Below are 25,571 nucleotides of genomic sequence, written 5' to 3'. Positions count from 1 at the left end.
GCCTCGCAGCGTCGCCGCCCAACGAACCATTCATCAGGAGACACGTCATGACGCAACAGGATAAGAACGTCGAACGCGCGGCCGCGCTCGACACCGCCACACTCAGCGATGCCCTCGATCGTCTCGGCATTGCCGGGCAATGCCATCTCGTCAAGCCGCGCGACAGCGCATACCGTATGGCCGGACGCGCCTACACCCTGCAGTACGGGCCGGCAAGTACGCCACCGGGCACGGTCGGCGACTACATCGACGATATTCCGCCGGGCACGGTGCTCGTACTCGATAACGGCGGCCGCGAAGACTGCACGGTGTGGGGCGACATCCTCACGGAAATCGCCCATCGCCGAGGCATCGCGGGCACGGTGATCGATGGCATCTGCCGCGACGTTTCGCTGGCCCTCGAACTGGGTTATCCGCTCTTCAGCCGGGGCAACTGGATGCGCACCGGCAAGGATCGGGTGCAGGTCGAGTCGGTGGGCGTGCCGGTGAACATCGGCAATGCGCGCGTGAATCCCGGCGACATTCTGCGCGGCGATGCCGATGGCGTGATCGTGATTCCCGCAGAACACGAAGCAGCCGTGCTCGATGCGGCCGAAGCGATCGACGCCGCCGAGCGCCACATCCGCGAGGCCGTGCGCGGTGGCAAACGCCTCGACGACGCACGCAAGGATCTGGGCTATCACCAGTTGCAGACGCGTCAGCGATAAGGAGCCGGGTCATGGACGCTACTTCCCGCAACGCCTCACTAGCTGTGCAGTTTCCATTCGCCGGTCTGCCGACGGTCGACGTCGACTTCGCGCGGCCGGACCCGGCGCTCATCGCGCGTGTGGCCGAACTGCCCGTGGCCACGCTGCACGAGGCGGCCGGCAAGATCGGCGCGCTGCCGGCGGCGATCAAGCCGATGGCGCCGTCTTTCCGTATCTGCGGGCCGGCGCTGACGGTCGACGCGCCCCCGGCCGATAACCTCTGGCTGCATCGGGCACTGGCACTCGCGCGTCCGGGGGACGTGCTGGTGGTGCGCGTCGCCGAGCACTACGACGCCGGTTACTGGGGCGAGGTGATGTCGACCATGGGCCGCGCTCGCCAACTGGGTGGTCTGGTGATTGATGGCTGCGTGCGTGACGGCGCGATTCTGGAGCGCTTCGGCTTCCCGGTATTCGCGCGAGGGCTATGCATTCGCGGCACCGGCAAAGACTTCGCGGCGCGCGGATGGATCGGTTATCCGGTGCGCATCGAAGACATCGTCATTCAGCCGGGCGACGTGATCGTCGGCGATGCCGATGGTGTCGTGGCCTTGCCGCAGGCGTCGCTCGACGCCGTCGTGGGTGCCGCCCATGAGCGCGAAGCCAAGGAGGCGGACATTATCCGTCGGCTGGAGGCGGGGGAGGCCTCGCTGGACATTTACGGCTGGAATCGCTGAAGGGTTGTGCGCGTCGTCAGGTTGGACGACGCGCTATCGAATCAGGTGCGCCGCCACCGCGCCTGATGTGAGGCAGTGCCGGTCCGCTTGGGGGTGGGCCGGCTTTTGCGAACCGCGTCGGGGGACGCGGTTCTTTTTTTGCACCGGGTTGTGACGGTGGGGCTTAGCGCTTGGTGGCGGCCTTGGCGGCGGCGTCGCGTGCGGCGAGGTACTTCTCGCGCAGCACGTTGAGGTTTTGCGACACGACCTGGCGTGCGGCGTCGTCGTTGCGCGCGCGAATGGCGTTGAGCAGTTCGCGGTGACGCTTGATCACGCCCTTGGCGACGGTCTCCGTCGTGTACGGTGTGAGCGAGCGATACAACACGTGCACGATCGCCTGCATCATCGCTTCGAGGAAATGGTTGTGCGACGCGTGCGCCACCGCATTGCGGAACGCCATCGACGCCTGCGTGAATTCATGCTGCGTGCCGACCAGCGCCTGCGCGTTCTCGAGCGCGACTTCGAGCGCTTCGATGTCCTCGGCGGTCGCGGCTTGCGCGGCCAGTCCTGCGACGGCGACTTCTATCGTGTACTGCGCGTCGAAGATCTCTTCGGCGGACATCCCCACCAGCTTGAGCTGAATGGCGAGCGCTTCCGAGAAGAGCGCGGGATTGCCTTGCGCGATGCGTGCGCCGCCACCGGCGCCCGTGCGAATGTCGACGACACCCAGTGCCTGCAGACGCCCCAACGCTTCGCGAATCGGCAGACGGCTCACGCCGAACTGCGTGGCGAGGTCGTTCTCCGAGCCAAGGAAATCACCCGGGGCGAAGTGCCCGTCGAGCAATGCCTCCTTGATCTGACGTTCGACGCGCATGGCGGTCGATTCGGCGCGGCCGAGTTTCCAGACGGGTGTTTCTGCTTTTTCGCGTGACATGGGAATCCTGGTCGTTTTATCGGCAACAAGATACTACATTGCGCATAGCCTATGTGGGTACGCGCTGCGCTTCGTGCAGGTGTGCGAGCAAGACGTCGCGTTGCACGTTGCGCATGATGAAGACGAAGCGTGAGCATCGTTCGGAATGGGCGTCGGCCGCAAGCGCCGGCCATGACGAAAGTGTTTCGGGCGGGTGCAGCCGATGCTGCACGCCGTGTATGACCACCGGGCCGGATTCCCCTGCAACGTTCACCAGCGCTTTCAGGCGCAGCAGATCGTCGCCGTGATGGAACGTCACCGCGCCGAGCCAACTGCTCAGGACATCCCATTCGAGCGGTTGTTCTAAAGTGATGCAATGCGCGGCGACATCGTTGCGGTGGGCGGTTTCATGGCCGGGCAGTAACGTGAGTGGTTCGCAGTCGGCGCAACCTTGCGCCCCGTGCGTAGTGCAGATCGGTCGGTATATGCGCGGTGTTCGCGTTGGGTGCTGCTCATCGGCGTCGTGCCAGCGCAGCGTCACATCCGCTACGTTCCGCGCCGCGTGCATGCCGAGCCCAAACACTTCTTCAGGCGAGATGCGACCGTGATCGCACGTGTGCTGTGTCGCCGCCGGGTTACGGGTGGCGAGCGCCGTGCGCAAGTCGTCGAGGACGGCTTGGTCCACAAGGTCCGCCTTGGTGATCAACATTCGATCCGCCAGCATCACCTGACGCTGCGCCTCGGGCTGCTGTGCGAGCTGCAACGGCGCATGGGCGGCATCGACCGTTACGATGACGGCGTCCAAAGTGAATCGCGCCGAGAGCGCCGGGTCGCGCAGCAACGTTGCGACAACCGCACTCGGATCGGCGAGGCCACTGGTCTCGATCACCACGCGCGAGAACGGCGCGATCGTCCCCGCAGAAAGCTGTGCGTGCAACGACAGCAGGGTCTCGCTCAATTCGTCGCGCACCGCGCAACACACGCAGCCGCTTTCCAGCAGCACGGTGTGCGCATCGAGAGTCTGCACCAACAGATGGTCTAGACCGACTTCTCCGAACTCATTGACGATCACTGCCGTATCGCTCATGCCCGGATGCGCGAGCAGCGCGCGCAATAGCGTGGTCTTGCCGCTTCCGAGAAATCCCGTGAGAAGCGTAATCGGTAGACGAAGGGGCAGGCGAGGCGGCGCTGTCATGGCGGGCTGGGCGGATTCGGTACGCGAAGTGTCAGGAAGAAAGTCGGACGTTCGGAACATGGTCGTCGCAGCGTAGGGCACGCGCTGTCGGCTGACCTTGACGCTGGTCAAGCGACGCACGCATCGTAGTAGAATGCGCATACAGTATGTTTGTAAGCGTGTCTCGTCAATAGGCGAAACTGCTTAAATCTCCGCAATTCCCTTGGTGGGTGGGGCTTTGGCGGTGATTTCCGAATACCTGGGGTTGGATGAAGACTCCGTCAATTGCCCGATAAAGGGCGTTGACACGCAAAATAAACACGCATACAGTATGCGCAAATGCACTGTTAAAAGCGGTGCGCATCCCACAAGAAACGGACGGAGACATCCATGCTCAGCGAGGCAAAGAACCAGTTGTTGACGCAGGTCGGACCAGGCACGCCGATGGGGGAATTGCTGCGGCGCTACTGGCATCCGATCGGTGCCGAGAGCGAGTTCGACGAGATCTCGGTGCGACCTGCGCGCCTGTTCGGCGAAGACCTGGTGCTCTACAAGGATCTGTCCGGCAACTACGGGTTGGTGGATCGTCAATGTCCGCACCGCCGTGCCGATCTCGCCTATGGCTTCGTGGAGAAGTGCGGACTGCGCTGCAACTATCACGGCTGGCTTTACGACGAGAAGGGGCAGTGCACCGAGCAGCCGTATGAGGACGTCGCGAACCCGCAGGTGCGCCTGAAGGACCGGATCAAGATCAAGTCGTATCCGGTGCAGGTCAAGGCCGGCATGATCTGGGCCTACATGGGACCGTTGCCCGCGCCGCTCGTGCCGACATGGGAGCCGTTCACTTGGGCGAACGGTTTCCGTCAGGTCGTCATCTCGGAGGTGCCGTGCAACTGGTTCCAGTGTCAGGAGAACTCCATCGATCCGGTGCACTTCGAGTGGATGCACTCGAACTGGAGCGTGCGCTTGCGCGGCGACACCGGCCCCTACGCGCCCACGCATACGAAGCTCGGTTTCGAGGAATTCGAGTACGGACTGATCTATAAGCGCGTGCGTGAAGACACCGACGAGAAGCATCCGCTGTGGGCCGTGGGCCGTCTCGCGCTGTGGCCGAACGTGTTCTGTCTCGGCGATCACTTCGAATGGCGTGTGCCTATCGACGACGAAAACACGCTCTCGATCACGTGGGCATTCAACCGTGTACCGCGCGAGCGCGAGCCCTACGTACAGGAGACGATTCCTGCCTGGTATGGCCCGGTCAAGGACGAGGCGACGGGGCAATGGATTTCCAGCCACGTGATGAATCAGGACTTCGTCGCGTGGGTCGGCCAGGGCCGCATTGCCGATCGCACGCAGGAGAATCTGGGGGCGAGCGATCGCGGCATTGCCATGCTGCGTCGTCACTTCTTCGACGAGCTCGAAGCCGTCGCACAAGGCCGCGATCCGAAGGGGATTGTGCGAGACGAGGCCACGAATGAATGCATCGATTTGCCTGTCGCCGCCCGGCGTCTCTTTGTCGACGGACTGACGCGCGAGGAACTCAAGGCGCATCCGATCATCGGGAAGCATCTCAAGGAATACGCGTTCCAGTTCGGGCAACCTGAGGCGGTGAAGCGCGCGTTCCACGATGCGATGGGCGTGCAGATCGACGAGCACGGCAACGTGGTGGATGCGCCGCTCGGGAGCGCACAACATGGCTGAGATCGTGCTGTGCATGGGGACCTCGCACGGGCCGATGCTCTCGACGCCCCCCGCCGACTGGGATCTGCGCGTGCGTGCCGACCGTGCCGAACCGGCGCATCCGTATCGCGGCGCGACTTACAGTTTCGACGAACTGATGGCATTGCGCGCCGCCGAAGACATCGAGGCGAAGGTGACGTTGCCGGCGCGTGAGGCGCACGCCGCGCGCTGCACGGCGGCGCTCGGCGTGATGTCGAAAGCGCTCGCCGACGCAGCACCGGACGTCGTCGTGATCGTCGGCAACGACCAGCGTGAAGTGTTCGGCCCTGCGATCACACCGGCCCTGTGGCTGTTCGGCGGCGAGACGGTGTTCGACGAACCGGTGAGCGCTGCGCGACTCGCGAAGATGCCGCCGGGCATCTCGATCTCGTCGGCCGCGATCAAGCCGGGCGCGCGCACGGAGTACCCGGCGCACGCGCCGCTCGCCCGCCATCTGGCGAGCGCGTTCACCGGTAGCGGGCACGACATCACGATCTCGACGGAAGTCCCGCAGCGCGGCAACGACGGTCCGACCGGCATGCCGCATGCGTTCGGCTTCGTTTATCAGCGGCTCATGCACGGCAATGTGCCGCCGCATGTGCCGATCATGCTCAACACGTTTTATCCGCCCAACCAGCCGCGCGCGACGCGTTGTGTCGATCTCGGGCTGGCGCTGCGCGAAGCGCTCGTAGCCTGGCCTGACGATGCGCGCGTCGCGGTGATCGCCTCGGGCGGATTGAGTCACTTCGTCATCGACGAGGCGTTCGACCACGCGCTGCTTGACGCCATGATGCGTCGCGACACGGCATACCTGCGCGAGATCGACGAAGCGCTGCTGCAATCGGGCACCTCGGAAGTGAAGAACTGGCTGCCGGTCATTGCGGCGGCCAATGTCGGGCAGATGACTATGCAACTGGTCGACTACGTGCCGTGCTACCGCTCGGCGGCCGGCACGGGCAACGCCATGGGCTTCGTGCTCTGGCATCCGGCGAACTAAGGCCACCGGCCGCGCACGTCCCGCAGAGGACGACGCGCCGGCCCCACCTGCAAGGAGGCAGGCATGCTTTCCAGGCAAGACAACGAAACACTCACGCGCGTTGGACCGGGCACGCCCATGGGCGACCTGTTCCGCCGCTTCTGGTTGCCCGCGCTGCTCTCGGAGGAGATTGCCGAGTGTGACGGTGCCCCGGTCAGGCTGCGCCTGCTGTGCGAAGACCTCGTCGCGTTTCGCGACACGCAAGGACGCGTCGGCATCGTGGACGCCTACTGCGCGCACCGTCGTGCCGGACTCTTCTTCGGACGCAATGAGGAATGCGGTTTGCGCTGCGTCTATCACGGCTGGAAGTTCGACGTGAACGGCCAGTGCGTGGAAATGCCGTCCGAGCCGCACGAGAATCCGCAGACGCATAACGTGCGCATCAAGGCTTATCTCACTGCCGAGCGCAACGGCGTCGTGTGGGTCTACATGGGGCCGCGCGAATCGGTGCCCGCGTTGCCCGACTTCGAATGGTCGCGGCTGCCCGAGCGTCAGCACACGGCGACCAAGCGCCTGCAATCCTGCAACTGGGCGCAGGCGGTCGAGGGCGGCATCGATTCGAGCCACATCTCGTTCCTGCACAGCCGCACGGAGCCGGTCGCCGGTGCGCCGAGCAATCCGTATCACGCATCGGATCGTCATCCCGTGTTCGAGGTGAGCGATGCGGATTACGGGCTGGTGATCGCCGCGCGACGTCATGCCAGACCGGGCACGTATTACTGGCGTGTCACGCAATTCCTGCTGCCCTGCTACACGATGATTCCGCCGGTTGGAAATTTCGACGAATCGAGTCAGGAGCCCTACGACGGCCACGCGTGGGTGCCCATCGACGACGAAACCACGTGGACATGGTCGTTCAGCGCGAGTCCCGCGCGCACGTATCGCGACGAAGAGATCGCGTTCCGTGGCGGACGCAAGGGCTTCTGGGGGCCGGTGGACGAGGGCTATCAGCCGCTGCTGCATCGTGGCAACGACTACGGCATCGACCGCGCACGTCAGCGCACCTCCAACTTCACCGGCATCGAGGGCATTCCGAATCAGGACGCCGCTGTGCAGGAAAGCATGGGACCGCTCGTCGACCGCTCGCAGGAGCGCCTGGGCGCGTCGGATCGCGGCATCGTGCGCTTTCGTCGGCTGATGCTCAAGCTCGCTCGCGATCTGGCGCAGGGGCAGGTGCCCGCCTGCGCGAACGACGCGTCGCTCTACAACGTGCGTCCCGTCTCGATGCTGCTGCCGCAAGACACGCCGGTGCTCGACGGCGCGGCGGCGCTGCTACGCGGCGCATCTGCACCCAGGCACTGATACCGCAGCAAAGCCACGCACGTCCTCATCTCATTTCATCGAACCCGAATCAACCTGAAACCGGAGTCCAGCATGATCATCGATTGCCATGCCCACGTGAGCGCACCGACCGAACTGTGGGCCTACAAAGCCAGCCTGCTCGCCAGCCGCGGCTCGCACGGGCGCGGACGCATCAATGTGTCCGATGACGAAATCCGCGCCGCTGCCAACCGCGCCGAAACGTGGCCCAAAGGGCACCTCGACTACATTCGCGAACACGGCACCGACCTGCAACTGGTCTCGCCGCGTCCGTTCCAGTTGATGCAGTCGGAAAAGCCCTCGAAGCTGGTGCATTGGTTCACGCAGGAGTGCAACAACATCATCTATCGCCAGACGCAGCTGTTCCCCGAGACGTTCGCGGGCGTTGCCGGTCTGCCGCAAACCGCTGGCGACCCGATCGAGCAAGCGCTGCCGGAACTCGAGCGCTGCATTAACGAACTGGGCTTCTCGGGCTGTCTGCTCAACCCGGACCCGTTTGAGAACGGTGTGGCCGAGGCACCGCCGCTGGGCGATCGTTACTGGTATCCGCTCTACGAAAAGCTGTGCGAGCTCGACGTGCCCGCGCACATCCACGGCACCGGTTCGCGCTCGGAGCGCGTGCCGTACTCGCTGCACTTCATCAACGAGGAAACCATCGCCGTGTTCGGTCTCGTGAACTCGGACGTCTTCAAGGACTTCCCGGACCTGAAGATCGTGGTGAGCCACGGCGGTGGGGCGATTCCGTATCAGATCGGCCGCTTCGATGCCCCGTCGCTGCGCCGCCCGAACGGCCAGCGCTTCTCCGATCGTCTGCGCAATCTGTATTTCGATACGGTGCTCTACACCGAGGAGGCGCTGTCGCTGCTCATCAAGACGGTCGGCGTGGATCGCTGCCTGTTCGGCACCGAGTGCCCCGGCGTGGGTTCGGCAGTGAATCCGAAGACGGGCCGCTCGATGGACGATGTGCGCTCGCTCATCGACAACCTCGACTGGCTGAGCGCGCAGGACCGCCAGAAGATCTTCGAAGACAACGCGCGTCATGTCTTCCGTCTGCCCGCCAAGGCGGCATAAGTGACGGCCCGGCCGGTCCATCTGACTGTGTGACGACTCATGAACATGTCCGATTTCACCGATACGCTGCTCGTCAACGTTGCGCGGCGTGAGCGGCAGACGGAGACGATTGCCGTCTTCGAGCTGCGCGCGCCCGACGACAGCCCTCTGCCGCCGTTTACTGCGGGCGCCCACGTCGAGCTGCATCTGCGCGACGGCCTGTCACGCTGCTATTCGTTGCTCAACGATCCTGCCGAGCGGCATCGCTATGTCATCGGTGTGCATCGCGACGCGGCGAGCCGGGGCGGATCGGCTTACGTTCACGAGCATCTCGTGGCGGGCGCAGCGCTCAAGATCAGCACGCCGCGCAATCACTTCGTGCTCGACGAGGGCGCGGCGTGCACCGGACACACGGTGCTCGTCGCGGGCGGCATCGGCATCACGCCGTTGTTGTCGATGGCGGCGCGCCTCGAGACGCTGGGCTGCCCGTGGACGCTGCACTACTGCGCACGCAGCGCCCAGACGGCGGCGTTCGCCGATCGCCTCGATGCGGCGTCCTTTAGGTACGGCCGCGTGCAGTGGCATTTCGACAGCGCACCGGGGCGTGGTTCGCTCGACCTCGTGCGCCTCGTCGATGACGCCGTGCCCGGCACGCACCTCTACTGCTGCGGACCGGCGCCGATGTTGCAAGCGTTCGAAGCGGCGGTGGCGCGCCGCGCCGATTGTCACGGGCATGTGGAGTATTTCGCCGGGGTGGGCAAGCCTCAGGGTTCCACGGGGCAATACGACGTGGTCCTCGCGCGCAGTGGCAAGACGGTCCATGTGGCGGCGGGGCAGACGATGCTCGACGCACTGCTCGACGCTGGCGTGGACGCCCCGTATTCTTGTCGCGAAGGCGTGTGCGGCACGTGCGAAGTCGCGGTGCTCGACGGCACACCGGAGCATCGCGACCTCGTGTTGAGTCAGGACGAGCGGGCCAGCGGCCGCACCGTCATGATCTGCTGCTCCGGCTGTCGCGGCGACCGGATCGTGCTCGACCTCTAGGCACTTGCGTCACTTGCACCACGCCCAAACACTATCAATGCGCTCGGCACAGAGCGCTGGAGGAGACGACATGCAACAAAGCGGTTTCACCCACACCATCGACGGTCGCGGCGAGTCCAGCGAGGCCTCGTTCGACGTCATCAATCCGGGCACAGGCGCACCGTTCGCCGTCTGCCCGGATGCCACGCAGGATCAGCTCGATCGTGCCGTGGCGGCCGCCCGGCGCGCCTTCACGACCTGGCGCGAGACAACCCCGGCGCACCGCCGCGAGCGGCTGCGCAGCTTTGCCGAGGCGCTGAAGGCGCGCAGCAAGGAAATCACCACGCTGCTCACGCGCGAGCAGGGCAAGCCGTTTGCCCGCGCGCAGGACGAACTCAACCGGGCGTTCGCCAACCTCGAAGGTCTGCTGGCCATCGAGCTAAAGCCCGAACTCCTGCGCGATAACGAGCGCGGGCATGTCGAGCTGCAATACCACCCGCTGGGCGTTGTGGGCGCGATTACGCCCTGGAACGTGCCGGTCCTGCTCGCGCTGCCGAAGATCACGCAGTCGCTGTACACGGGCAACACCATCGTGCTCAAGCCGTCGCCTTATACGCCGCTGACGACGCTGCTCATCGGCGAAATCGCGCGCGAGCACTTCCCGCCGGGCGTGGTGAACGTCGTCGCAGGCGGCAACGATCTCGGCGCATGGATGACCCATCATCCCGGCATCGACAAGATCTCGTTTACCGGTTCGGTCGCCACTGGCAAGCGGGTGATGGCCAGTGCGGCCAGCACGCTCAAGCGTGTGACGCTCGAACTCGGCGGTAACGATGCGGCCATCGTACTCGACGACATCGACGTGAAGGCGCTCGCGCCGCGTCTGTTCTGGGCGTGCTTCGGCAACAGCGGTCAGATCTGCATGGCGATCAAGCGCCTGTATGTGCACGAGAAGGTCTACGACGCGCTGTGCGATGCGCTCGTCGAGATCGCGAACAAGGTCAAGGTCGGCGAGGGCTTCGAGGAGGGCGTGCTGATGGGGCCGGTGCAGAACCGTATGCAATACGAGCGGGTGCTGGAACTCATCGACGATACGCGTCGCCAGAACGCGCGCATTCTGTGTGGCGGCGAAGCGCTTGCGCGTCCGGGCTATTTCATCGCGCCGACCATCGTGGCCGATATCGCGGAAGGAACGCGTCTCGTCGACGAAGAGCCGTTCGGGCCGGTGCTGCCGGTGATTCGCTTTAGCGATGTGGATGATGCGGTGCGTCGCGCCAACGACAGCCGCTTCGGGCTGTCGGGATCGGTGTGGAGCGCCGACTCTGTGCGAGCCCGCGAGATCGCACAGCGGCTCGAAGTCGGCACCGCCTGGATCAATCATCACGTGGGTGTGGAGTACGACGTGCCGTTCGGTGGCACGAAGGAATCCGGCATCGGACGCGAGTATGGCGCGCAGGGGCTGAAGCACTACACGGAGATTCGCGCCGTGAGCGTGCCGGTACTGCCGCCGATGGCGCCGCCGGGCGGTGCGGCGAAGCGCTGAGTCGCACATCGCTTCCGTCCTGCATCGATTTCGCATCCATCCCCTACGAACCGTTTCGGAGAGACCGAATGTCCACCACGAAAACACAGGAAATGCCGGGGCACGCCGGCATCAGCCTGTCGGCGCGCGCCGACGCGCTCGAACATCAGATGATCGAGGAGCTCGACCGCAAGATCGTGCGCTCGGTGCTGTTCACGTCCGGCGATCGCGACCCGACGGCACCGATCATGCCGCCGCCGGGCGGCAAGCCCGATCCTCGTCACTTCCTCATGGGCGACGATCCGCGTCTGCAGAAGATGCCGGAGCGCCCGACGCTGCTCGACTTCTTCAAGCACCGGTTCGCGCCCGCGAACCATTTGCTGCAAAGCGCCACGCATGCGCTCAACGCGGGCCACGACGAGAAGACGATTCTTGCCTGCCTGTTGCACGACATCAGCGTGTCGGGCTTCATTCGCGCCGATCACGGCTACTGGGGCGCGCAGCTGCTCGCACCGTATGTCGACGAAGAGGTGAGCTGGGCCATTCGCTACCACCAGGCGCTGCGCTTCTTCCCGGATGCCTCCGTCGGCTACGACTATCCGGAGGCGTACATCCGCTACTTCGGTGGGGATTACGAGCCCGAACCCTACGTCAAGGCCGACTGGGAGTACGCCCGCAATCACAAGTGGTACATGACGAGCCGTCTCATCACGCTCAACGACATCTACTCGTTCGATCCGAACGCGAAGGTGAGCTGGGATCCGTTCATCGACATCATCGGACGCCATTTCAAGCAACCGAAGGAAGGACTCGGTTTCGACGGTTCAGCCTCGGCGCATATGTGGCGCACCATCATCTGGCCGACGAAGTTCCTGTGAGACGTTGCTCTGAACGAATAAGCCCGCGAGTTAGCGGGCTTATGCCGCAACGCTATAACCTTGTGTGATTCGCTTCGTTGACCTCCGGAGGGAGCCGCCGCTATTTTCGGGGTTTCTCCGGCTCCTCTCAGGTCGACGTCGCTTATGCGCTTTGCTCTGCCTTCATTACTTCGCCGCTCCACGCGTCTGACACGTGCTCTATTGATGGGTCTGTCCTGCATATTGGCTGCACCTGCCGCGCATGCCGAGGGGCGCATCCGGATCGCCGAACAGTTCGGCATTGTGTATCTGCTGCTCAATGTCGTACGTGATCAGCAACTCATCGAACAGGAAGGCCGCAAGCTGGGCGTCGACGTCAAGGTCGACTGGGCGAGGTTGTCCGGCGGCGCGGCCATCAACGACGCCTTGCTCTCCGGGGCCATCGACGTTGCTGGCGCTGGCGTGGGACCGCTGATTACCGTGTGGGATCGGACCTATGGACGTCAGAACGTGCGGGGTGTGGCGTCGCTGGGCAGCTTGCCGTATTACCTGGTGAGCAACGATCCGAAGATCCGGACCATCGCCGACTTTACGGAGAAGGATCGCATCGCGCTACCGGCCGTGGGGGTGTCCGTGCAATCGCGGGTGCTTCAGTACGCGTCCGCCAGACTGTGGGGCGATAGCGCCTTCGACCGACTGGACAAATGGACGCAGACGATGTCGCACCCCGATGCTGCGGCGGCGATCATTGCCGGTGGCACGGAGATTACGGGGCACTTCGGCACGCCACCGTTCCAGGAACAGGAACTGGCGGCCAATCCGCGCGCGCACATCGTGCTCGATTCCTATGAAGTCCTCGGCGGCCCGAGTTCAGCCACCGTGCTCTACGCCACGGAAAAGTATCGCAACGATAATCCGAAGACGTATCGGGCTTTCGTTCTCGCCCTTGCCCGTGCGGCGGACTTCGTCAAGCGACAGCCGGAAGCCGCAGCCGATACCTATCTGCGCGTGAATCAGTCGAAAACCGACAAGAAACTGTTGGTGAGCATCATCACCGATCCCAAGGTCAATTTCTCGATTACGCCCCAGAACACGCTCGGACTCGCGCAGTTCATGCAGCGCGTGGGGGCAGTGCGGCACAAGCCCACGTCCTGGAAAGACTACTTCTTCGACGAACCCGCGCTGGGGCAGGGCAGTTGAGATGGGGGCGACAAGCGCTCTGCAACCCCTGCGGCCAACGGATGGCGACGCCGACGTCACGCCGATTCCCGGAGACATCCTCGGCGAGCGTGTTCTCGAGGTGCGCGAGCTCGATATCGAGTTTCGTACGCGGGGCCACCATGTCGCGGGTGTGAGCGACATATCGTTCGACGTCTATGACGCCGACCGTCTCGTGCTTCTCGGGCCGTCGGGCTGCGGCAAATCGACGTTGCTCAAAGCCATCGGCGGTTTCGTCAAACCGACGCGAGGGGAGATCGTGCTCGACGGGCGATCCGTGGTCAAGCCGGGCATCGATCGGATGGTGGTTTTTCAGGAGTTCGACCAACTCGCGCCGTGGAAAACGGTAGCGCAGAACGTGATGTTTCCGCTGCGTGTCGGCAAAGGGCTTTCGCGTCGCGAAGCACGCGAGCTTGCCCTCGATACGCTGGAAAAAGTCGGACTCTCTCGATTTGCCGACGCATTCCCGCACACGCTCTCGGGCGGTATGAAGCAGCGCGCCGCCATTGCCCGCGCACTGGCGGTGCGACCGCGCGTGTTGCTCATGGACGAACCTTTCGCCGCCCTCGACGCGCTAACCCGCACACGCATGCAGGAAGAACTGCTGCGTTTGTGGGAAGACACGCGTGTCACGCTCCTGTTCGTGACGCATTCGATAGAGGAAGCGCTTGTCGTCGGCACCCGGATCGTGCTGCTCGACGGTCAGCCGGGACGTCTGCGCGCCGAACTCGACGCTGGAACGTTCGGACTCGACGAGGTGGCATCTCCTGACTTCCGGCGCGCGAGCGCACGTATTCACAATCTGCTCTTCGGCGAACAACTGCCGTCACGAAGCACAGGAGAGGCGGCATGAGCTCGCTTTCGACCAAGACAGTTCGAATTCGCGCGCCGCGCCGCGCCGAACGAATTTTTCCGAGGACGCCACGCGTGGCCGAACTGCCGATTGACGGAAAAGACAACGAAGCGGCGAGCAGGCGGGTTCGTTGGCGGGCGGTGAATCCGAGTGTCTGGCGAAAGCTGATCATCGCTATCGTGCTGCTCGTGTTGTGGGAAATCGCGGCCCGATGGGTCGACAACGATCTGCTGCTTCCGGGTGCGAGTGCCACCGCGCGTGCCTGGTGGGAGAGTGCGGCAAGCGGGGAGCTGTTCGCGCGCACAGGCACATCGCTATGGATGCTGCTGCGCGGTTACGGCCTCGGTGTGTTGTGCGCATTCGCGCTGACGTCGCTGGCCATGTCGAGCGCCGTCGGGCGGGATTTGCTCTCGTTGCTAACCGGAATGTTCAACCCACTCCCTTCGATTGCACTGCTGCCGCTGGCGCTGCTTTGGTTCGGGCTTGGTACGGGGAGCCTGCTGTTCGTGCTGGTGCATGCCGTGCTGTGGCCCTTGTCGTTGAGCATTTACACGGGGTTCGAATCGGTTTCGCCGACACTGCGCATGATCGGACGCAACTACGGCCTGTCGGGCTTGCGGCAAGTCGCCTGGATCTTGACCCCCGCTGCATTGCCGTCTGTGCTTTCCGGGCTGCGGGTGGGCTGGGCCTTTGCGTGGCGCACGCTGATCGCCGCCGAACTCGTTTTCGGGGCGAACACAGGCGCAGGCGGACTGGGCTGGTACATCTATCAGAACCGCAACGAGCTGTACACCGACCGCGTATTCGCCGGTCTACTGACGGTCATCCTGATCGGCCTGCTCGTGGAGCATCTCGTCTTCGATACGCTCGCCCGGTGGACGGTGCGGCGCTGGGGGATGCAAAACGCATGAGGGTGTGGCACACGATCTTCGTCTAAGGGACCGGCTCATCTTGGCTATCTCGGGGTCGTCATCCAAACAGATGCCAATGGCGAACGAGCACCGCCAGACCCAGCGCCAACGCGGAAACGATTGCGCAGACGAGCGTCAACCCCAGCGCATGCGCCATCGCATATCGAAGCCGGTTCATGACGACCGCCCCTCCGAAAGGGTGTGTAGCAACGGACTGGACAAGTGCACCACTTCGTACGCAATCGCAGCATCCCACAAGGCACCGCGCGTCTTGCCGCGCGCGCGGATGGCGTTCAGGTCATAGTCGGCGGGCAGGCGGTGCAGATAGTGAGCGGTCAGCATGGAGGCATTAGAAAAGAGAAGGTCGAGTCCTCACCATAGCGAAAAGCGATTCATTGAAAAATAGAATGATTTATATTTCAGTGATCGCGTTTTGAAATGACTGATCTGATGAAATCCCTCGACATCGAAGCGGTGCAAGCCTTCGTCCTGACAGCGGATTTGCAGAGCTTCACTCGTGCAGCCGAAGTGCTCGATACGACCCAATCGGCCGTCAGTGTGAAGATCAAGCGTCTGGAAGAGGCGCTGGGACGCAAGTTGCTGGAGCGCACGCCAAGACGTGTCCGACTGTCTTCGGACGGCAGTACGTTCCTTGACGGCGCGCGGATGCTGGTCGCCGCGCACCAGGGGGCGATGGAGGTATTCGCGCCCAAACAGCGACGAATGTTGTTGGGCATTAGCCACCACATCGTGGGCGCCGAGCTGCCACAACTATTGAGGCACGTTGGCCGGGCCGACCCGGGCCTGACGCTCGACATCCGTGTCGCGGCATCGCGCGAATTGCTGGCGGCGTTCGACGATGGCGATATTGATGTCGCGATTGTCTTGCGCCACGACAGCCGACGTCAGGACGGCAAAGTGATCTTGCAGGAGCGTTTCGGCTGGTTCGGTGCACCGGATTTCGAGCACCGGGCGGGTGAGCCGGTTCGTATCGCGACGCAGCCGCAGCCGTGCAGCGTTCGCGCGATGGCGCTCAGATCGCTCGATGCGTCAGGCGTTGCGTGGACGGAGGCATTCGTCGGCGGTGGCGTGAACACTATCGGCGCGGCGGTTTCGGCCGGTCTGGGCGTCGCGGCGCTAGGGCGTCGGGTGGCACCGCGCGGCACGGTGGACATGGCGGCGCGTCTGGGATTGCCTGCGTTGCCCGCGCGGGACGTTGTGCTGTACACCCATCTGAGAGACGCACAATCCAAAGCCGCCCTTCAATCGCTGACGGCGGCGCTGAGATCCACCGTCGGTCGTTAGACACCGTCGCATCGGCCGCAACCGGTAAAGTGCATTTCGATATCTCCATCGCTGCGATGGGCATATCAGGATTGGTTGGTTGGGATTCCCTGCGCGATGCACTAACGTCATCGCACGCTGTATTTTCAGCAACACGGGGAATCCTGATATGAACACGAGCACATTGAAGCGGGGGCTGATCGTCCTGAGTGCATTCAGCGCATTGGCATTTTCAACGGCGTACGCACCGTCCGCGCAAGCACAGGCGAAGGAAGTCGTCATCGCGTATCAGGACATGGTCGTGCCGTGGCGCTACGCACAGGCCACGGGCGAGGTGGAACGCGCCACCGGATACAAGGTGACCTATCGCAAGCTCGGGAGCGGTGCCGATGTGATTCGCGCGCTGGCTTCTGGTTCGGTACAGCTCGGAGAGGCAGGATCGAGTCCCATCGCCGCAGGACTGTCGCAGGGTGTGGATCTGTCGCTGTTCTGGATTCTGGACAATATCAACGACGCCGAAGCGCTGGTCGCCCGGGACGGTTCCGGTGTGACGTCCGTCAAACAACTGACCGGCAAGAAGGTTGGCGTCACCTTCGTCTCGACTTCGCACTTTCACACGCTCGTGGCGTTGCAGTCTGCGGGCGTCAACCCGTCCGACGTCAAGATTGTCAATCTGAGACCGCCTGAAATCGCGGCTGCATGGGAGCGCGGCGACATCGACGCCACCTACGTGTGGGACCCGGTGCTGGCCAAAGCCAAAAAGAACGGCAAGGTATTGATCACGTCCGGGGAAGTGGCGAAGGCGACCGGCAAAGCCACGTTTGACGGATTCGTGGCGGACCGAAAATTTGCTACCGCGAACAAGGAATTCCTTGATCGTTTCGTGAAGGTACTGGCGGCAACCGATGCGAGCTATCGCGACCATCCGCAGACCTGGGCCGTCGGTTCGCCACAAGTCGCAGCGGTGGCCAAGGAGTCCGGCGCGAACGCAGCGGATGTCCCGGCAAGCCTGGCGCTTTACGCATTCCCCACTGCCGCTCAGCAGGCCTCCAACGTGTGGCTCGGGGGCGGCAAGCAGTCGGGTGCTGCCAAGTCCCTTGCGGCGACGGCGGCATTTCTGAAAGAGCAGGGCACGATTCAGGCCGTGCTGCCGGACTACTCCGTGGGTGTGGATCCTCAGTTCGCCCAGCGCGCCGCAGCGCGTTGAGTGGGCGCAATGTGGGCGTAATGTGAGCGCAATCCAATGAGTGGACTGGACATTCGGCGGCTGCATGTCGCGTATGAGGGCGCGCGCGGTACTGCACCCAACATCGCGCTAGAGAACGTGAACCTGCATATCGACACAGGGGAGTTTGTCGTTGCTCTTGGCGCGTCGGGGTGCGGGAAGACGACGTTGCTCAACTGCATCGCCGGCTTCCTGTCGGCGACCGGGGGAGACGTGAGCCTCGACGGGGTACCGGTGACGGGCCCCGGCGCCGAGCGTGGCGTGGTATTCCAGCGATACGCGTTGTTGCCGTGGCTGAACGTGCTCGACAACGTCGCACTCGGACTGCGATTCCAGGGCATGGCGAAGGCGCAACGGCTGGCGGCCGCGCGTCGCACGTTGGCATGGGTCGGCCTCGAACGTTTTGCGCAGTCGCGGGTGTACTCGTTATCCGGTGGCATGCAGCAGCGCGTCGGTATTGCGCGAGCACTGGCCAACGATCCTCGCGTGCTCCTGATGGATGAGCCGATGGGGGCGCTGGACGCAATGACACGAGAGTCGATGCAGGAACTCGTTCTGGACATCTGGGCGCGCACCCACAAGACGATTTTCTTCATCACGCACAGCGTGGAGGAGGCGCTTTTCCTCGGGACGCGCGTCGTTGTCATGACGCCCAGCCCGGGACGTATCGCCGAGAGTCACGAACTGCCGTTTTCGCGACAGTTTCTCGCGTCCCGCGACGCCCGCGCCGTCAAGTCGTCGGCCGACTTTATCGCGTGGCGCGAGCGGCTCGTTCATCGACTGCGCGAGTCGCCTTCTCATGCATTGACGGTTTGAGTCCCATGTCATCCGAAATTTCTGCGGTCAAGGCCCCACGGGCAGCGTCGGCGTCGCAAGCGCCCCATGTCAGCCAGACGAAACGTACCGTCGCGTGGCGCATGCCGGGAGAGGGGCCAACTGCGCGGCTCAGTTTCCTCGCGGTGCTGGCGATTGCGGCGCTATGGTGGATATCGACCCATTTGCGGTGGCTGCCGCCCTTGTTTTTGCCCACGCCGGAAGCCGTATGGAGCGCTTTTCTCGATGCGCTCCACGGTCGCATTCAAGGCGGCCGACCGTTGTCGGAGCATCTCGCGTGGAGCGCATTGAGGGTCTTTGGCGCCTTTGCGCTCGCCGCAGTGACGGCTGTACCGGTGGGGATTCTGATGGGCGTCAGCCGCGTCGCACGAGGGATACTCGATCCGGTACTTGAGTTCTATCGGCCGCTCCCGCCGCTGGCCTATCTCCCGCTAGTCGTCATCTGGTTCGGCATCGACGAGACAGCGAAGATCGTCGTCATCTACCTTGCCTGCTTTGCGCCGATTGCCATGGCGGCCCGGGCGGGCGCGCGTAGCGCAACCACCGAACAAATCCACGCGGCCTACTCGCTCGGGGGACGTGATCTGCAAGTGGTTCGCCACGTCATCCTGCCGGCGGCGCTGCCCGAGATCCTGACGGGCTTACGCATCGCAGTCGGGTTCGGCTGGACCACGCTGGTCGCCGCCGAAATGGTAGCGGCCACCGCAGGCCTCGGGCAGATGGTGCTCAACGGGTCGAGCTTTCTGCGCACGGACGTAGTTGTCATGGGCATCGTGCTTATCGGCGTTATCGCATGGTGCTTCGACCTGGGCATGCGAGCGCTGGAAAAACGCCTCGTCCCCTGGCGTGGCCGCTGATGACCTGAAGTGCGCAACCGATTGGCTCACTAACCACAAATCGCGATAAGCATTTTCATAATTCAACGAAGCGGTTGTCGGCGTGCCCCGCATAATTTGCTTCCGTCCATTGCTAACCGCTCACCATGCAACCCCTTTCCCAGGCAACAGCAGATCAATTTTCGACCGTCAGATTCGTGCTTACGGACATGGATGAGACGTTGACCTATCAGGGCCGCCTGCCCGCCGAAACGTACACCGCGTTGGCGCGACTGGAAGTGGCGGGCATTCGCGTGGTGCCCGTCACTGCGGCCCCGGCCGGATGGTGCGACCAGATGGCGCGCATGTGGCCTGTCGACGGTGTCATTGCCGAAAACGGTGGCTTGTTCTTACGACGAAGTTCGGATGGGCACCAGGTCGATCGGCATTTCTGGCATTCGCCCGATAACGTCGAACAGGTGCACGAACAACTGAAGTCCATTGCACAGGCCGTCGAAGCCGCAGTGCCGCAGGCACGACAGGCTGACGATCAGGTGTTTCGACTGACCAGTCTTGCCTATCGTCGTACAGGGACGCAGACCGATGCCCGTATCGTCGAGGCGTTGAGGCAGGCAGGCGCGGATGCGACCATCAACAATCTGTGGGTGCTCGGCTGGGTCGGCGGCTACGACAAGTTGACGATGTCATTGCGCGTTCTGGCCGACACCTATGGCATTGACGCCGAATCCGCCTACGAGGTGGTCGCCTATTCCGGCGACTCCACCAACGACGCGCCGATGTTCGAGTTCTTCAAACACACGGCGGGCGTGAGCACGGTGACGGATTACCTGCCGCAATTGCCGGTGCCCCCGCGATGGATCACGCGTGGCCCAGGGGGGGCCGGTTTTGTGGAGTTCGCCAACGCCATTCTGCAGTCGCGGTCCGCGCTACGTGGATAGTGGCTCGCACTCACAACACTGGATGCGGCACATTCAGGTCCACACAGCAGACGACAGCGTCGACGCCGTCTTCGTGCTCACTTAGATACACGTGCCCCACGCCGCTGTCGAAGTAGAGGCTGTCGCCCGGCGCTAGCCGAAACGCCGTACCGTTCTCAAACTGCAACATCAAGTTGCCCGATAAGACGAAGACGAATTCCTCACCGGCGTGACGAATGTAGTCGGGAAAATCTTCCAGCTTTCGCGCGCGGATGTGCGCGCGCATCGGCACCATGCGCTTTTCGTGCAGATCGGAGGCGATCATGCCGTAGCGATAGTTCGGCGTCTCGTAGATCGCCTGCTTTCCCGCTGGAGTGAACGACGGGCTCATCGCACCGCTGGGTGCCGTGTCTTCATCACCGAAGATCGCCGAATAGTCCAGATTCAGCGCACGCGCCAGCGCACCGAACTTGTCGTACGTCAGCGCGATGTCGCCGCGCTCTGCCTTTGAGATGGTGGAGACCGCCACGCCTGAGCGCTCGCTCAGCGCTTTGAGCGTCAGTCCAAGGGCGCTGCGCGCATTGCGCAGGCGAGCGCCTACCGTCTGGTGGCTGATCTGGCTGACTTGTCCGCCCTCGCTCCGTGCCCGATCCCGCTTGGTCGGCGCTGGCGTCTTCTTTCGTGTAGGTGGCGTCATAGCACTTCACTGAACGTGTCCCGTTCATATCCTCCGAACAAAACACGGCGTCGTTGATCTCGTTACGGTGTCAGTGTTTTCTCGTATACGAGAAACGAAATTCTCATATATGATAATTCAAGCAGCCGCGAATCCGTCGAGTCTACGTTAGCGGTCGTCCATTCACTTTTCTTTTTTGAGTTCGAACCATGAAGAAAGACATCACGCGCTTGCAAACCAACACCCGCATGAGTCAGGTAGTCGTGGCTAACGGGGTGGTCCATCTGGCCGGTCAGGTGCCGGATACGGCGGGCGCGACGATCACCGATCAGACCATCGAAGTGCTTAAGCACATCGACGCGCTGCTGGCGGAGGCGGGGCTCGAGAAGACGCGTCTTCTCACGGCGAACATCTGGCTGTCGGATGCGCGTCATTTCGACGAATTCAACCGTGTCTGGGATGTGTGGGTGCCGGAAGGCCATGCGCCCACGCGTGCGTGCGTTCAGTCGCTGCTGATGCGCGCCGGGTTCGACGTGGAAATTGCCGTGACGGCGCTGGCATGACAGCCGACGTGCTTGTGCTCGGTGCCGGCATTGTCGGCACCTCCATCGCGATCCACCTTCAGCGCCGGGGGCTGAACACGGTTCTGGTCGACCGCGCCGCGCCGGGGCGAGAGACGTCCTACGGCAACGCCGGGCTGATACAGCGCGAAGGTGTGTATCCGTACGCGTTCCCCCGAGACGTCGGCACGCTGCTTCACTACGCGCGCAATCGATCCACGGACGTGCGCTATCACCCGGCGGCACTGCCGAGCATCGCGCCGTTTCTCGCACGCTACTGGCACCACTCCGCACCGCACCGTCATGTGCAGATCGCCCGCCACTACAGCACCCTCATCGAGCATTGTCTGACGGAGCACAATGCGCTGATCGAACGTGCGGGCGCGCAGGATCTGCTACGCGCGGGCGGCTGGTTGAAGGTCTTCCATACCGCAGGCGCGTTCGACAGCGCGTACCGCGAAGCCGAGCGCTGGCGAAGCGAGTACGACGTGCCGTTCGAGCCGCTCGACGCCGCACAGCTTCAACGCGACGAGCCGTCGCTCGCGGCAACGCTGGCCGGGGCGATTCGCTACACGGCGTCCGGTTCGATACGCGATCCCGGCGAACTGGTGAGCCGCTACGCGCAGCACTTCACGTCGCTCGGCGGACGCATCGTCCGGGGAGATGCCACCACACTGAAGCCCCAATGGCGCGTGCAGACGGAAGCGGGTGAGATCGAAGGCCGGCACGCCGTCGTCGCGATGGGGCCGTGGTCCGATACCGTGACGAACGCGCTGGGCTACCGGCTGCCGTTGGTGTCCAAACGCGGCTATCACCGGCATTTCCGCCCGGCGAACGGTGCAACGTTGAACCAAACGGTATTGGATGCCGAGCGCGGCTTTGTGATGGCGCCGATGAATCAGGGTATTCGTCTGACGACGGGCGTCGAACTTGCATTGCGCGACGCGCCTCGCACGCCGGTTCAACTGGCGGCGGTGGAACCGTTGGCCCGAAGCCTGTTCCCGCTGGGCGAGGCGGTCGAAGCCGAGCCGTGGATGGGCAGCCGACCTTGCACGCCCGACATGCTGCCGATCATCGGTCCGGCGCCACGCCATCGCGACCTTTGGTTCGCGTTCGGTCATGCGCATCACGGTCTGACGCTCGGGCCGGTGACGGGACGTCTGATCGCCGAGATGATCTCGGGTGAGCAGACGCTGGTCGACCCGACGCCGTTTCGCGCGGACCGGTTCTGACAAAAAAATGCCCTTCGCGAGGAAGGGCAAAAATTTGCCGGAGTTTTGGCGAAGCCCGGCAAATCGTCAGACCGGCCCGCGTATGGCGGGCATAAATTCAGTGGCGTTTCCTTAGCGTGCGAAATGTCGAGAATCAAACAAACGGATTCTCGACGCGAGGCCAGTACTTGAGGCTGCGGTGTCGATAGGGAAGCGCAGCGAAGTCAGGCGTCAGTGCCCCGGGGGCTGCGAGATGAACGACGGCCTTCGCACGCGGCGCAAATTCCGCCTGAAAGTGCTGCGTCGATTTCACGATGACGAGACGCTTGGCGTCCATCGCAATACCGAGGCCAGTGAACGCGTCGACGCCAATCACTTGCGTTCGCACGGAGACGAGCACGATGTCCAGTCCGTTCGGACCTTCCACCCAGACTGAGCGTCCCAACGGAATCGACATGCCGCGAATGCTCTGCGAGTGCGTATCGTGCACTGCCCGCACCGTCACGCGCAGATCGATGGGATCGCCCGAGGCGGTGCCGCACTTTCCGCCGATCCGAAGGTCCAGCGTGGCCCCGACGCCCGCGTCTGCACAAATCTGAATGGCGCCGAGATCCCAGAAGCAACCCAGTGCGACGTTGGAGATGTCTCGTTCGACAACCCGTCGAAGGATGAACGTGCTGTCGCCTGGTGCACCGCCGCCCGGGTTGTCCGCCACATCAGCGACGACCACCGGGCCCGTGCCGACGGCGAGCGCCACGTCGAGTCCGTGATCGAGGTCGAGCCACTGGGGCTGGACTTCGTGACGCAACGCCCAGAACTCGTTGCCCAGTTGATGTGCCAGTGCCGCCGCACGCTGTGGGTCGCCGTCCGCAACGACCCAGAGCTTTGCCCCGGCCTCGGGCACATCGCCCCACGGAAAGCCGTGACCCAGCGAGACGGACAGAATGCCGTCGTGGCCCTCGAACGACTTCATCCGGCGAACGAAGCCCGCCATCGGTTCCGTCGTGGTGTGCCACGCACCGACCATCCGGCAATCGTGCACGGCAGTGACCGGCGAGACTTTGCGCTCGGCCGCTTGCGTCACGAGTCGATAGAGTTCATGCAACCGATCGATGCCGTCGGTATGCGGATACTCTTTGTAGGCGATGAGAATATTGGCCGCGTACTGCATCAGCTCGGTGAAGTGGCAGTGCGGGTCGAGCGTCGCGGCAATGGGGACATCCGGGCCGACCACTTCGCGAACGCATGCGAGCAGATCGCCTTCGCAGTCGTCGTGGTTCTGCGCCACCATCGCGCCGTGCAGCAGGAGGACGACGGCGTCGAGCGGCAAGGCGGCCCGCACACCGGCGACGATTTCGTCGCGCAAGGTTTCGTAGACTTCCCGAATTACCGGGCCAGACGGTTGCGCCTCGGCACTCAGTCCTTCGACCAGTTCGTGACTGTCCGCTTCTGCGAGACGACGAAGTTCGGCCAACATATACCCCACGCCGTCGGACGCACGGAGGCTTGCGTCGCCCCGGTAGATCCCGTTCTCCTGAAAACCGCCCCATCCGGTGGGGCACGGCGCGAATGTGTTTGTTTCGGTAGAAAGGTTTGCGGCGAAGATCTTCATTGCGAGTCCAGAGGTGTGAAGAAAGCCATTGAAGCCATTTCACACACTCTATGAGGACCGCATTGCCTGATTGTGAGCAGTGTGTATCGACATTGACACACACGACGGCCCACACGTCTGTATGACGGTTACCGCCTCGGTAGCACCACGCGGGCGATCAGCCCGCCGTCTCGCGCGTTGAGCAGCGTCAGCGAGCCCGCGTGACGCTTCACGACATCGTTAGCAATGGCCAGCCCGAGTCCGGTGCCGCCCGTGTCGCGGCTGCGAGAACCCTCAAGCCGGAAGAACGGCTCCAGGACCCGCTCGAGATCGCGCTCCGGTATGCCGGGGCCACGATCCACGATATCGATCTGCACTTCTTTCTCGCCGTCGATCAGTTCGATGCGTGCCTCGCCGCCGTAGCGGATGGCGTTCGCGACCAGATTGGTCAGGCAGCGTTTCAACGCGAGCGGCTGTGCGGACAGCGGAGCAATGGCACCGTGCACCGAGACATTCTGACCGCGTTCCAGTGCATCTTCTGCGATGGCGTCCATCAGCGCATCGATATCGATGGGGCTCAATTCTTCGGTAACCGCTTCGTTACGAAGAAACGAGAGTGTTGCGTCGAGTAACTGCGTCATCTCGTCGATGTCGGCAATCATCCGGTCGTTGAACTCTGAGCCTTCGAGCGTACGCACCCGCAGGCGCATGCGGGTGAGCGGCGTGCGCAGGTCATGCGACACCGCAGCCAGAAAGCGATTGCGGTCGTTGACCTGACGTCGGATCGCCGCTTGCATCGAGTTGAAAACGCGCGCCGCCTGACGCGCTTCGATCGGACCGGCTTCGGGAATCGGCGGTGCGTCGATATTGCGCGACAACGCCGCTGCGCCAGCTGCGAGTGACCGGAACGGCCCCGACAGCATGCGCGCGCCGACCCACGACGAGACGAGCAACGGCACGATCTGCACGGCGGCAGCCAGTCCCCATTGCAATCCGGTCGACATACCGGGCGGTGGCTTGAACGCGGCTTCGGAGTAGAGCGTGTACACCAGCAAGCCGGTGCCGACCTGTGTCATCGCCACCATGACAAGCATGACGAACAGCAGCCGATAGAACGCGGAATCGAACGATGGCTTTTGCATGGGGATGGCGGCCGGCGCAGTAGAAGTGATCTCGAACATGCGGGCCATTATCCCGCGCGCATGTAGCGGCTTCGTCAACAGATTGTTTCAGGACGGAAACATCCGGGAGCACGCACCGTCCGCTTGAACCCAGGAAGGGCGAGAGGCTGTGCTCAGGGGATCTATGTTTCACGCGCGATACAAAGTCCACATGAACCAGAAATATCGCACAAATAACGTGCATGCCAGAGCTAAGACTCTGATGAGCGTGGACGCACCGCGCAAACGATCCATACCGCGAAGGCATCGGCGATGACCGAA

The 25,571-nt window shown here is 63.4% G+C and carries 25 protein-coding genes; 19 read left to right on the top strand and 6 right to left on the bottom strand.

Annotated elements, in window-relative coordinates:
• The first annotated feature begins 47 nt into the window (after positions 1-47).
• Both PAQ31011_RS19875 and PAQ31011_RS19870 read left to right on the top strand, forming a co-directional pair.
• On the top strand, positions 48-707 hold the full coding sequence (locus PAQ31011_RS19875) for an RraA family protein (RefSeq protein ID WP_150577447.1): 660 nt from the start codon (positions 48-50) through the stop codon (positions 705-707).
• Between the two features lie 11 nt (positions 708-718).
• A complete protein-coding gene (locus PAQ31011_RS19870; protein ID WP_150577446.1) occupies positions 719-1,420 on the top strand; it encodes a 4-carboxy-4-hydroxy-2-oxoadipate aldolase/oxaloacetate decarboxylase in 702 nt (233 codons plus the stop codon).
• 163 nt (positions 1,421-1,583) lie between these two features.
• Here PAQ31011_RS19870 and PAQ31011_RS19865 read toward each other — a convergent pair whose 3' ends face one another.
• On the bottom strand, positions 1,584-2,333 hold the full coding sequence (locus PAQ31011_RS19865; RefSeq protein WP_150577445.1) for a FadR/GntR family transcriptional regulator: 750 nt from the start codon (positions 2,331-2,333) through the stop codon (positions 1,584-1,586).
• Positions 2,334-2,382: 49 nt separating this feature from the next.
• On the bottom strand, positions 2,383-3,507 hold the full coding sequence (locus PAQ31011_RS19860) for a CobW family GTP-binding protein (RefSeq protein ID WP_174990205.1): 1,125 nt from the start codon (positions 3,505-3,507) through the stop codon (positions 2,383-2,385).
• Positions 3,508-3,876: 369 nt separating this feature from the next.
• Between PAQ31011_RS19860 and PAQ31011_RS19855 the strand changes: the two genes are divergently transcribed.
• The 10 genes from PAQ31011_RS19855 (at position 3,877) to PAQ31011_RS19810 (ending at position 14,995) form a co-directional block, all read left to right on the top strand.
• The gene (locus tag PAQ31011_RS19855; RefSeq protein ID WP_150577443.1) at positions 3,877-5,187 is read left to right on the top strand and encodes an aromatic ring-hydroxylating oxygenase subunit alpha; all 1,311 of its coding nucleotides are present in this window, start codon (positions 3,877-3,879) and stop codon (positions 5,185-5,187) included.
• The gene (locus PAQ31011_RS19850; protein ID WP_174990204.1) at positions 5,180-6,202 is read left to right on the top strand and encodes a DODA-type extradiol aromatic ring-opening family dioxygenase; all 1,023 of its coding nucleotides are present in this window, start codon (positions 5,180-5,182) and stop codon (positions 6,200-6,202) included. Before PAQ31011_RS19855 ends, PAQ31011_RS19850 begins: the two co-directional genes overlap by 8 nt.
• Positions 6,203-6,265: 63 nt before the next feature.
• Positions 6,266-7,543 carry a Rieske 2Fe-2S domain-containing protein gene (locus PAQ31011_RS19845; protein WP_150577441.1) on the top strand — a complete coding sequence of 426 codons (1,278 nt, stop codon included), beginning with the start codon at positions 6,266-6,268 and terminating at the stop codon, positions 7,541-7,543.
• A 72-nt stretch (positions 7,544-7,615) separates the two neighbouring features.
• Complete coding sequence (locus PAQ31011_RS19840; protein WP_150577440.1) at positions 7,616-8,632, top strand: amidohydrolase family protein; 1,017 nt, start codon at positions 7,616-7,618, stop codon at positions 8,630-8,632.
• A 45-nt stretch (positions 8,633-8,677) separates the two neighbouring features.
• Positions 8,678-9,655 carry a PDR/VanB family oxidoreductase gene (locus tag PAQ31011_RS19835; RefSeq protein ID WP_150577439.1) on the top strand — a complete coding sequence of 326 codons (978 nt, stop codon included), beginning with the start codon at positions 8,678-8,680 and terminating at the stop codon, positions 9,653-9,655.
• Positions 9,656-9,725: 70 nt separating this feature from the next.
• Positions 9,726-11,177 carry an aldehyde dehydrogenase family protein gene (locus PAQ31011_RS19830; protein WP_150577438.1) on the top strand — a complete coding sequence of 484 codons (1,452 nt, stop codon included), beginning with the start codon at positions 9,726-9,728 and terminating at the stop codon, positions 11,175-11,177.
• 68 nt (positions 11,178-11,245) lie between these two features.
• Positions 11,246-12,034 (top strand): HD domain-containing protein, encoded by a 789-nt coding sequence (locus PAQ31011_RS19825; RefSeq protein WP_217424878.1) that lies wholly within the window; start codon positions 11,246-11,248, stop codon positions 12,032-12,034.
• A 204-nt stretch (positions 12,035-12,238) separates the two neighbouring features.
• Positions 12,239-13,213 carry an ABC transporter substrate-binding protein gene (locus tag PAQ31011_RS19820; RefSeq protein WP_246179677.1) on the top strand — a complete coding sequence of 325 codons (975 nt, stop codon included), beginning with the start codon at positions 12,239-12,241 and terminating at the stop codon, positions 13,211-13,213.
• 1 nt (position 13,214) lies between these two features.
• On the top strand, positions 13,215-14,084 hold the full coding sequence (locus PAQ31011_RS19815) for an ABC transporter ATP-binding protein (RefSeq protein ID WP_150577436.1): 870 nt from the start codon (positions 13,215-13,217) through the stop codon (positions 14,082-14,084).
• Positions 14,081-14,995: an ABC transporter permease gene (locus PAQ31011_RS19810; RefSeq protein ID WP_150577435.1), complete on the top strand. Its 915-nt coding sequence runs from the start codon at positions 14,081-14,083 to the stop codon at positions 14,993-14,995. Before PAQ31011_RS19815 ends, PAQ31011_RS19810 begins: the two co-directional genes overlap by 4 nt.
• Before the next feature lie 174 nt (positions 14,996-15,169).
• On the opposite strand, the gene PAQ31011_RS26775 is transcribed toward PAQ31011_RS19810, so the two are convergent.
• Positions 15,170-15,337, bottom strand: a complete 168-nt coding sequence (locus PAQ31011_RS26775) for a DUF4865 family protein (protein WP_246179676.1) — start codon at positions 15,335-15,337, stop codon at positions 15,170-15,172.
• 108 nt (positions 15,338-15,445) lie between these two features.
• Here PAQ31011_RS26775 and PAQ31011_RS19800 point away from each other — a divergent pair, with 108 nt between their 5' ends.
• From PAQ31011_RS19800 to PAQ31011_RS19780, 5 genes are all read left to right on the top strand, one after another.
• On the top strand, positions 15,446-16,300 hold the full coding sequence (locus tag PAQ31011_RS19800; RefSeq protein WP_150577516.1) for a LysR family transcriptional regulator: 855 nt from the start codon (positions 15,446-15,448) through the stop codon (positions 16,298-16,300).
• Between the two features lie 148 nt (positions 16,301-16,448).
• Entirely contained in the window at positions 16,449-17,486 is a 1,038-nt protein-coding gene (tauA, locus tag PAQ31011_RS19795) for a taurine ABC transporter substrate-binding protein (protein WP_150577434.1), read from the top strand.
• Between the two features lie 36 nt (positions 17,487-17,522).
• Complete coding sequence (locus PAQ31011_RS19790; RefSeq protein WP_150577433.1) at positions 17,523-18,320, top strand: taurine ABC transporter ATP-binding protein; 798 nt, start codon at positions 17,523-17,525, stop codon at positions 18,318-18,320.
• A 5-nt stretch (positions 18,321-18,325) separates the two neighbouring features.
• Entirely contained in the window at positions 18,326-19,195 is an 870-nt protein-coding gene (locus PAQ31011_RS19785) for an ABC transporter permease subunit (protein ID WP_150577432.1), read from the top strand.
• A 125-nt stretch (positions 19,196-19,320) separates the two neighbouring features.
• A complete protein-coding gene (locus PAQ31011_RS19780) occupies positions 19,321-20,112 on the top strand; it encodes an HAD-IIB family hydrolase (protein WP_150577431.1) in 792 nt (263 codons plus the stop codon).
• 10 nt (positions 20,113-20,122) lie between these two features.
• Here the strand turns inward: PAQ31011_RS19780 and PAQ31011_RS19775 are convergent, their stop codons facing one another.
• Positions 20,123-20,788: a helix-turn-helix domain-containing protein gene (locus PAQ31011_RS19775; protein ID WP_150577430.1), complete on the bottom strand. Its 666-nt coding sequence runs from the start codon at positions 20,786-20,788 to the stop codon at positions 20,123-20,125.
• Between the two features lie 188 nt (positions 20,789-20,976).
• Between PAQ31011_RS19775 and PAQ31011_RS19770 the strand changes: the two genes are divergently transcribed.
• Complete coding sequence (locus PAQ31011_RS19770) at positions 20,977-21,330, top strand: RidA family protein (RefSeq protein WP_150577429.1); 354 nt, start codon at positions 20,977-20,979, stop codon at positions 21,328-21,330.
• Positions 21,327-22,559, top strand: coding sequence for an NAD(P)/FAD-dependent oxidoreductase (locus tag PAQ31011_RS19765; RefSeq protein ID WP_150577428.1), 1,233 nt, complete (start codon positions 21,327-21,329; stop codon positions 22,557-22,559). Before PAQ31011_RS19770 ends, PAQ31011_RS19765 begins: the two co-directional genes overlap by 4 nt.
• A gap of 133 nt (positions 22,560-22,692) precedes the next feature.
• Here the strand turns inward: PAQ31011_RS19765 and PAQ31011_RS19760 are convergent, their stop codons facing one another.
• Complete coding sequence (locus PAQ31011_RS19760; RefSeq protein WP_150577427.1) at positions 22,693-24,150, bottom strand: M81 family metallopeptidase; 1,458 nt, start codon at positions 24,148-24,150, stop codon at positions 22,693-22,695.
• A gap of 128 nt (positions 24,151-24,278) precedes the next feature.
• Positions 24,279-25,310: an ATP-binding protein gene (locus PAQ31011_RS19755; protein WP_150577426.1), complete on the bottom strand. Its 1,032-nt coding sequence runs from the start codon at positions 25,308-25,310 to the stop codon at positions 24,279-24,281.
• Positions 25,311-25,571: the final 261 nt, after the last annotated feature.

This window comes from Pandoraea aquatica (genome assembly GCF_902459565.1).
In the GTDB taxonomy this organism is placed as follows: Bacteria; Pseudomonadota; Gammaproteobacteria; order Burkholderiales; family Burkholderiaceae; genus Pandoraea; species Pandoraea aquatica.
This window is presented reverse-complemented; position numbering and strand designations above follow the sequence as displayed.